This window comes from Thermoanaerobaculia bacterium (genome assembly GCA_018057705.1).
Lineage (GTDB): Bacteria > Acidobacteriota > Thermoanaerobaculia > Multivoradales > JAGPDF01 > JAGPDF01.
This window is the reverse complement of the sequence record JAGPDF010000073.1, coordinates 1-5601: the sequence shown is the minus strand read 5'-3', so window position 1 is coordinate 5601 and position 5601 is coordinate 1. Positions and strand designations below refer to the sequence as shown.

General features: G+C 69.6%; 6 protein-coding genes. 2 read left to right on the top strand and 4 right to left on the bottom strand.

The annotated features are described in order from the left end of the window. From KBI44_17410 to KBI44_17395, 4 genes are all read right to left on the bottom strand, one after another. The coding region (locus KBI44_17410; protein MBP9146259.1) for a DUF2142 domain-containing protein at nt 1-980 on the bottom strand (980 nt) is incomplete at its 3' end. Between the two features lie 30 nt (nt 981-1010). Further along, nucleotides 1011-1826 (bottom strand): hypothetical protein, encoded by an 816-nt coding sequence (locus KBI44_17405; GenBank protein ID MBP9146258.1) that lies wholly within the window; start codon nt 1824-1826, stop codon nt 1011-1013. Continuing rightward, entirely contained in the window at nt 1784-2032 is a 249-nt protein-coding gene (locus KBI44_17400; protein ID MBP9146257.1) for a hypothetical protein, read from the bottom strand. The genes KBI44_17405 and KBI44_17400 overlap by 43 nt, the downstream gene beginning before the upstream one ends. Before the next feature lie 27 nt (nt 2033-2059). Continuing rightward, nucleotides 2060-2704, bottom strand: a complete 645-nt coding sequence (locus tag KBI44_17395) for a VTT domain-containing protein (GenBank protein MBP9146256.1) — start codon at nt 2702-2704, stop codon at nt 2060-2062. A gap of 139 nt (nt 2705-2843) precedes the next feature. Between KBI44_17395 and KBI44_17390 the strand changes: the two genes are divergently transcribed. Together KBI44_17390 and KBI44_17385 are read left to right on the top strand one after the other, a co-directional pair. Then, nucleotides 2844-5012 carry a serine/threonine protein kinase gene (locus KBI44_17390; protein MBP9146255.1) on the top strand — a complete coding sequence of 723 codons (2169 nt, stop codon included), beginning with the start codon at nt 2844-2846 and terminating at the stop codon, nt 5010-5012. Between the two features lie 95 nt (nt 5013-5107). After that, a partial coding sequence (locus KBI44_17385; protein ID MBP9146254.1) for a DUF4136 domain-containing protein occupies nt 5108-5601 on the top strand: 494 nt, incomplete at its 3' end.

The window sequence follows — 5601 nt, the reverse complement described above, 5'->3', positions numbered from 1 at the left end:
ATGGCGACCAACACCCAGGTCGGGGGACGGAAGAAGGTCCAGCCCCCCAACCAGACGGCCGTCTTGAGAAAGGTCGCCGCGCTGTGGACGAGGCCGAGGAGAATCTCGGACAAGGATCCCAGCGCGCCGAGCGGCGTGTTCGCCTCGAGCGTCCCGCCCCAGGCCCAGCCGCGCAGCCATTGCAGCGGGAAGACAGCGAGTCCTGAGGCGCCGATGAGGAGACCGGACCGCCAGCCGCGCGCCCGCCAGCCGACAACCGCGGCCACGGCGACGACTGGGAACGCCGTGAGCTTCAGCAGAGGGCCCACAGCCGCCAGCAAGGCCAACTCTTTCGTGCTGATTGCGTCGCGTCGGCTCAGAGCTGCCACCATCAAGACCGCCCAGGCGAAAACGGCGACATCATTGCTGACCCGGATCAACGACTCCGCGGCCCCAGGCAGCAGCAGAGCCAGCAGCAAGAGGGTCTCGAAGTGCGCATTCCCTTTGCCGAGCCTTCTGATCGGAAAGCAGAGAACGCACCCGACGAGCAGCACAGCCGCGAGGCGAAGCAGGAGGATCTGCGACTCGGGAGCTGTTCCGATCGCCGGCGCGAAGAGCCCCAGCACCGAGGCGGCAGCCAGATAGTAGACGGGCGGCTGATGAGCCTGGTAGTTGGAGCTGGCGCTGCCGTCCCCCCCTGCCCGCCGCGCAGGTTCCACGATGTTGAACGCCGCCTTCTCGCGGCCGAACGATGGGCAGTCGAAGGCCGCGTGCATGGCGGGCCCGCAGGGCCAGGCGCGCAGGGAATGCACGAGGTCCGCGTCGACGACCTCCCCGGCGAGCGCCTCCGCGAATGGGACCTCCGCGAACGCACGCGCCCGGGCCAGATGGAACGGCTCGTCCGGGCCCTCGTAGACCGGACTGAAAAAGGCGTGCAGGGTCAGGTGGGCCAGCACCAGCAGCCGAAGTCCTGAGAGCGCTCTGCGCGGCAGGCGGGTCATACCGGTCAGGTGGGGGATTCTCGCCGGCTGCTAGGCGGGCTTGAGAGTCGGCAGGGCGCCGCCGATACGGCCTGGGTGAAACTGGAGCTGGCCGGCAGCGACGGCAGCTTCGAGGGCGGGCGAGTCGAGGCGGCAGAGCTCGAGGTCGCCGCCGAGGACGCAGCAGCCGACCGCGTCGGCTGGGAGTACCTCGACGACCCGCCGGGCCTCGTCGAGGATCACGTGCCAGCGGCGGGAGAGCTCTGCGGCGTCCGGGTGCGGTCCGGCGAAGTCGAGCTCCGCGACCTCGGTGGCGGAGTATCGGCCCTGTCGCGCCGCCCGGTCGACGAGAAAGGAGGGGCTGAAGCCCGGATCCTTGCCACTCGCCGCCCAGGCCAGGTAGCCGAAGGGCTGCAGGCGACGGTCGCACTCGATCACGTCCACCCAGTCGCGAACCTCAAGCCGTCCGACGAGAGCGAGCGCCTTGTTGGTGGCGAGGTCGAACGGATGAAGGACGAGGCCGAGCTCGGAATGTTCCACCAATGGGAAGAATCGAAAGGCGCTATCCCGCGACCATTCGATCCGCGCGCTGCTTCCATCGCGGCTGAGCTCTGCTTCGATGAAGCCTCGAGCCTCTCGAATCGTCGCCACTGCGAAACCTGCGCTCAGCAGGAGCGCCTCGTCGGACTTGAACGACACCGAGACGGCCGCCTCGGTATCGTGGAAGAGATCGAGGTCGCGTGAGAGCCGACTCGCCCCGAGAAGCTCGTTCAGGGTCGAGCCGCCGGCGAGGTAGCTCTCGCCGGCCTCGATGCGGCGGCGGGCTAAGAGCCGGCAGATGTCGCGCTGGAGGTCGGTGAGTGCCATTGGCGGAGGGCGCGGGCGCGCTGGAAGGCCGTCTGATCGCCGGCGCGCTCGATCGCGCGCAGTGTGCGGTCGATCTCGTCTGGAGTCTCGGGATAGTAGTCGGGACGCAGGAACCAGAGGCAACGCGCGCGCATCTCATCGACCAGCCGCGCGACCTCGGCGTGGTATTCCGAGGGGGCGACGGGGCTCTGCGGCGGAGGGTGCATCGCCGCAACATTGTACGCGAGGGCGCTTCAGCTCGCTTTGCGCAGGCGGATCTTCTTCATCACGGTGGCGACGACGGGGATGATGAGGACGTGGGCCAGGAGGGCGCCGAGGATGATCTTCTCGAGGTGCTTCTGGACGAACGGGATCTGGCCGAAGAAGTAGCCGACCAGGGTCATCGAGACGATCCAGAGGATGCCGCCGAAGACGTTGAAGATCACGAAGCGGCGGTAGTTCATGCCGGCGATGCCGGCGACCATGGGCGCGAAGGTGCGCACCACCGGGACGAAGCGCGCCAGCACGATGGTGATCCCTCCCCAGTGCTCGTAGAACGCCTTGGCGCGCTGCAGATGCGCCTGCTTGAAGAAGCGCGAGTCCTGGCGCTTGTAGAGCGCCGGGCCGGCCTTCTTGCCGATCAGATACCCCGTCGAGTCGCCGACGATCGCGGCGATCGAGAGCACGAGGAGCATCATGCCGAGGTCGGGTTTGCCGGTCGCCGCCGAGAGCAGGCCCGCGGTCAGCAGGAGCGTGTCGCCGGGCAGGAAGAAGCCGATCAGCAGGCCGGTCTCGGCAAAGATGATCGCGGTGAGGCCGGCAAGTCCGCCCCACTGAATGAGCTGGGTCAGGCCTTCGACGGAAAAGAGCAGGTGCAGGAAGTCCTGAATCGCTTGCAAGAGTGTCTCCGGGAAGGCCGGCGTCGATGCGAGTCGAAGCGGGCCGGGTCACTCTATCAATCCCGGCCCGGGACGGGTTCCGGCCCGGTCTCCGGTTCGAGGCGAAAGGTAGCTCTGTAGTATCGTCCGGCGCCGCACCATGGCCCCCAACGAGAGCACGCCGCCGCCCTCGGCCCAGGAGATTCCGACCGCCGTCGACGGCCGCGGCGAGGAGCGTGTCGCAGCGCCGCCGCACGGTCTCACAGCCATCGGCCCCTACCGGATCGTCGGCCTCCTCGGCGAGGGTGGCATGGGGACGGTCTTTCTCGCCGAGCAGCTCGAGCCGGTCCAGCGGCGCGTGGCGCTCAAGGTCGTGCGCGCGGCGCACCTCTCGTCGCTCGACCGGCAGTTGCGCTTCGAGGCGGAACGCCGCGCGCTGGCGCGGCTCGCCCATCCGAACGTCGCACAGCTCTACGACGCCGGCACCACGCTCGAAGGCAACCCGTACTTCGTGATGGAACTCGTCGAGGGGCCACGCATCACGGCATTCTGCGATGAACGGCGTCTCGCGCTCGCCGAGCGTCTCCGCCTCTTCCTCGCGGTCTGCGAGGGGGTGCAGCACGCCCACCAGAAGGGGGTGGTCCACCGCGACCTCAAGCCTTCGAACATCCTCGTCGCCGACCAGGGCGGCCGGCCCCTGCCCAAGGTCATCGACTTCGGCATCGCCAAGGCGCTCGACCGGCCGCTCGTCGAGAGCGAGCTCACGGTCGGGCTGGTCGGGACTCCCGGATACGTGAGCCCGGAGTCGATCTCCGAGCTCGGGGGGCCGGCCGAGCCCGACACCCGCAGTGACGTGTACTCGCTTGGGGTCCTGCTCTACGAGCTGGTGGCCGGCGTGCTGCCGTTCGCTGCCGACGTCCCGCGCGGCGAGATGCTCCGCAGGATTCGCGACCTCGATCCTCCGGCACCCTCGAAACGGCTCGCACAGCTCGGCGGCGGCGAGGCCGACGAGATCGCCGCGGAGCGCGCCGCCTCCCGGCGCGGGCTCGCCGCTGATCTCGCGGGCGACCTCGACTGGGTCGTGCTCAAGGCGATCGCCCGCGACCGCGAGCTGCGCTACGCCTCGGTCTCGGCGCTCGCCGGCGACGTCGAACGGCACCTCACGCATCGGCCGGTCGAGGCCGGCCCGCCGGGCTTCTGGTACCGCACGCGCAAGTTCGTGCGGCGGCGGCGCGGCCTCGTCGCCGCGGCGGTGCTCGTCGCGATCGCCCTCGTCGGCGGCCTCATCGCACGCAGCGTCGAGGCGGCGCGCGCCAACCGCGCAGCCGCGGAGGCCGACCGCGCGCGGGTCGCCGCCGAGACCGCTCGCGCCGAGACCGAGAAGGTCGCCAGCTTCCTCGTCGGCCTCTTCGCCGAGGCCGATCCGGAGAAGAGCCGCGGCCGCGAGGTCACGGCCCGCGAGCTCCTCGACCGCGGTGCCGAGCGAATCCGCGGCGAGCTCGACGAGACACCGGTGCTGCGTGCCCGGTTGCTGCACACGATCGCCGGCGTCTACCAGCGGCTCGGCCTCTACAACGAGGCGCGGCCGCTCGCGATGGAGGCCCTCGCGCTGCGCGAACGCGAGCTCGGCGCCGACGACCTGCTGGTGGCGCAGAGCCTGCGCACGCTCGGCATCATCGAGGTCGAGCTCGGCGATCGCGATGCGGCGGGGGCGCTCTTCGAGCGGGTGCTGAAGATCCGCGAGAAGGCCCTCGGGCCGGACCACCCCGATGTCGGCGACGCGCTGGGCAATCTCGGTTTCTTCCTGATGCAGCAGAAGCGCTTCGACGAGGCACAGCCGCTGCTCGAGCGCGCCGTGGAGATCCGCCGCAAGACGCTGGGCGAGAACCACCCGCGGGTCGCGCCGACGCTCTACAACCTGGCTCTTCTGCACCAGACCCAGAAGCGCTACGAGCTCGCCGAGCCACTGCACCGGCAGGCGCTCGCGATCGACACCCAGGCCTACGGCGAGGACCATCCGGCCGTGGCGCAGGGTCTCTACGGCCTGGGCGATCTCTATCTCGCGATGGGGCGGCTGGACGACGCCGAGACCTTCCTGCGTCGGGCGCTCGGCGGCCACGAGAGGCTCTATGGTCCGGAGAACATCCAGACGAGCTTCATCCACTTGTCGCTCGGCGAGGTCGCCTTCGAGCGCGGCCGGCTGGAGGAGGCGCAGGAGGAGTACGAACACGTCCTGCGGGTACAGACGGAGAACCTCCCGGTCGATCATCCCGACCGACTCGAGGTGCTCGCGCGCCTCGAGAGGGTGAAGGCGGCGCGCCGACCCTAGTTCCGGCGCATCTCCCGGCGGGGTGCCTCTTCGGGCGCCCCACTTGCGCGACCTGCGGCGACACCACAGAATCCTTCCTGACCGAAGGGAGTTCCATGCGCAGCAAGCTCGCCGTTCTCGTCACCGCCTTCTCGCTCGTCCTGCCGCTCGCGCTGGTGCCCGCCGCAAGGGCGGCGAGGATCCAGACCAGTCGCGATGCCGCGGCCGACTTCGCCAGTTACAAGTCCTATCGCTGGAACAAGGCCGAGGGCCCCGGTGGCGCCGGACTGGATGGACCGGTGCGCAAGGCCGCCGAGGAGGCGCTGGCCAAGAAGGGCTTCACCAAAGTCGCGGTGGGCGAGCCCGCCGACCTCGAGCTCATGTACAACGCCGGCGCGGTCAACAACCTGACGGCCGGCGTCGGCGTCGCCCCCGGCTGGTGGGGAGATCTCTTCCTCATCCCGCAAGGCGAGTGGTATACCACCGGCGGCATCGCCTTCACCTTCCACGAGGTCGAGAGCGGGAAGCCCGTCTGGTCGGGCTGGAAGATCGCCAAAGGCACCAACCAGAACGCCCCCCAGGTCATGGTCAAGCGCGCCCCCGGCTACAC

What these genes read in the sequence shown, in the direction of transcription:
- KBI44_17405 (MBP9146258.1), bottom strand. Translation starts at nt 1,826, where the DNA reads ATGGCACTCACCGACCTCCAGCGCGACATCTGCCGGCTCTTAGCCCGC.
- KBI44_17400 (MBP9146257.1), bottom strand. Translation starts at nt 2,032, where the DNA reads ATGCACCCTCCGCCGCAGAGCCCCGTCGCCCCCTCGGAATACCACGCC.
- KBI44_17390 (MBP9146255.1), top strand. Translation starts at nt 2,844, where the DNA reads ATGGCCCCCAACGAGAGCACGCCGCCGCCCTCGGCCCAGGAGATTCCG.